Genomic DNA, 1,699 nt, shown 5'->3' on the forward strand with positions numbered 1-1,699 from the left:
CCATCGAACGCGAAACGAAGTCGCGCGGCGCCAGGTCCTTCAGCGTCGGCGCGTAGCGCTCCATGAAGCGCTCGCCGTTCGAGTTGCGCAGAATGCCGCCTTCGCCGCGCACGCCTTCGGTGATCAGCACGCCCGCGCCGGCCACGCCGGTCGGGTGGAACTGCCAGAACTCCATGTCTTGCAGCGCGATGCCCGAGCGCGCCGCCATGCCAAGGCCGTCACCGGTGTTGATGAACGCGTTGGTCGAGGCCGCGAAGATCCGGCCCGCGCCGCCCGTGGCGAACAGCGTGGTCTTGCCTTCGAGGATATAGACGTCGCCCGTTTCCATTTCGAGCGCGGTCACGCCCAGCACGTCGCCTTCGGCGTCGCGGATCAGGTCCAGCGCCATCCATTCGACGAAGAACGTGGTCTTGGCCGCGACGTTCTGCTGGTACAGCGTGTGCAGCAGCGCGTGGCCGGTACGGTCAGCCGCCGCGCAGGCGCGCTGGACCGGCTTCTCGCCGTAGTTGGCCGTGTGGCCGCCAAACGGGCGCTGGTAGATCGTGCCGTCGGCGTTACGGTCGAACGGCATGCCCATGTGTTCGAGTTCGTAGACCGCGTGCGGCGCTTCACGGCACATGAACTCGATCGCGTCCTGGTCGCCGAGCCAGTCGGAGCCCTTGATCGTGTCGTAGAAGTGGAAGTGCCAGTTGTCTTCGCTCATGTTGCCGAGCGAGGCGCCGATGCCGCCCTGGGCCGCCACCGTGTGCGAGCGCGTGGGGAACACTTTCGAGAGCACGCAGACCGACAGGCCGGCGCGCGCGAGTTGCAGCGAAGCGCGCATCCCCGAGCCGCCAGCACCGACGATGACCACGTCGAACTTGCGACGCGGCAGAGAATTCTTGATTGCAGCCATTCTTTTACACTCTCCAGAGAATCTGAGCGGCGTAGCCGAGGCTGCCCAGCAGCCATGCGATCGTGAGGACGTCCAGCGTGATGCGCAGGCCGACCGGCTTGATGTAGTCCATCCAGATGTCACGCACGCCAACCCACGCGTGCAGGAACAGCGCGACGAGGGTGACGAAGGTGGCGAGCTTCATCCACTGCGCGGCGAAGATCGAGGCCCAGCCGTCATACGAAAAGTCGTGCGCGCCGAAGAACACGACGAGCAGCACGACGGTGTAGATCGCCATGATCACGGCGGTGGCGCGTTGAGCGATCCAGTCGCGAATGCCGTAGTGAGCGCCGACGACGAGGCGCTTCGGACCGATACCGTTTTTAGCCGACATTTTTTAGAACGCTCCGAAGAGTTTTGCCGCAAAGGCGATCGTGAGGATCGTGGAGATGATCACGACGACCAGGGAGGTCGACTTGCCTTTTTCCTTGCTCACGAGGCCATGGTTGAAGTCCATGCACAGGTGACGCACGCCAGCGCAGAAGTGAAACAGGAACGCCCACCCGAGGACCAGCACGATGAGCTTGACGATGATGTTGGAGAGGAAGCCCTTGAAGACCTCGAAGCTGAGCTCCGAAGTGAGGCTCTGGTCCAACAGGAACAGGATGAAAGGCAGGAACAGGAACAACAGCACACCGCTGATGCGGTGGCCGATCGACACACGGCCGGCCAGAGGCAGGCGGTACGCGAACAATATCTGCCCAAGCCCGATGTTCCGGTATTCCGGCCTCGGTTTTTTTGTGGCTTCTGCCATGCTAGACCCCT

3 protein-coding genes are annotated in these 1,699 nt (G+C 63.2%); all 3 read right to left on the bottom strand.

Going from position 1 to position 1,699, the window contains the following annotated elements; translation table 11 throughout:
* The coding region (locus C7401_RS44175; RefSeq protein ID WP_146758111.1) for an FAD-dependent oxidoreductase at positions 1 to 895 on the bottom strand (895 nt) is incomplete at its 3' end.
* Positions 896 to 899: 4 nt separating this feature from the next.
* On the bottom strand, positions 900 to 1,268 hold the full coding sequence (gene sdhD / locus C7401_RS44180) for a succinate dehydrogenase, hydrophobic membrane anchor protein (RefSeq protein ID WP_112178361.1): 369 nt from the start codon (positions 1,266 to 1,268) through the stop codon (positions 900 to 902).
* A gap of 3 nt (positions 1,269 to 1,271) precedes the next feature.
* Positions 1,272 to 1,688: a succinate dehydrogenase, cytochrome b556 subunit gene (gene sdhC, locus C7401_RS44185; protein ID WP_112178362.1), complete on the bottom strand. Its 417-nt coding sequence runs from the start codon at positions 1,686 to 1,688 to the stop codon at positions 1,272 to 1,274.
* Between the last annotated feature and the right edge of the window lie 11 nt (positions 1,689 to 1,699).

The sequence above is a fragment of the Paraburkholderia unamae genome (assembly GCF_003268775.1).
Lineage (GTDB): Bacteria > Pseudomonadota > Gammaproteobacteria > Burkholderiales > Burkholderiaceae > Paraburkholderia > Paraburkholderia unamae.

What these genes read in the sequence shown, in the direction of transcription:
- sdhD (WP_112178361.1), bottom strand. Translation starts at nt 1,268, where the DNA reads ATGTCGGCTAAAAACGGTATCGGTCCGAAGCGCCTCGTCGTCGGCGCT.
- sdhC (WP_112178362.1), bottom strand. Translation starts at nt 1,688, where the DNA reads ATGGCAGAAGCCACAAAAAAACCGAGGCCGGAATACCGGAACATCGGG.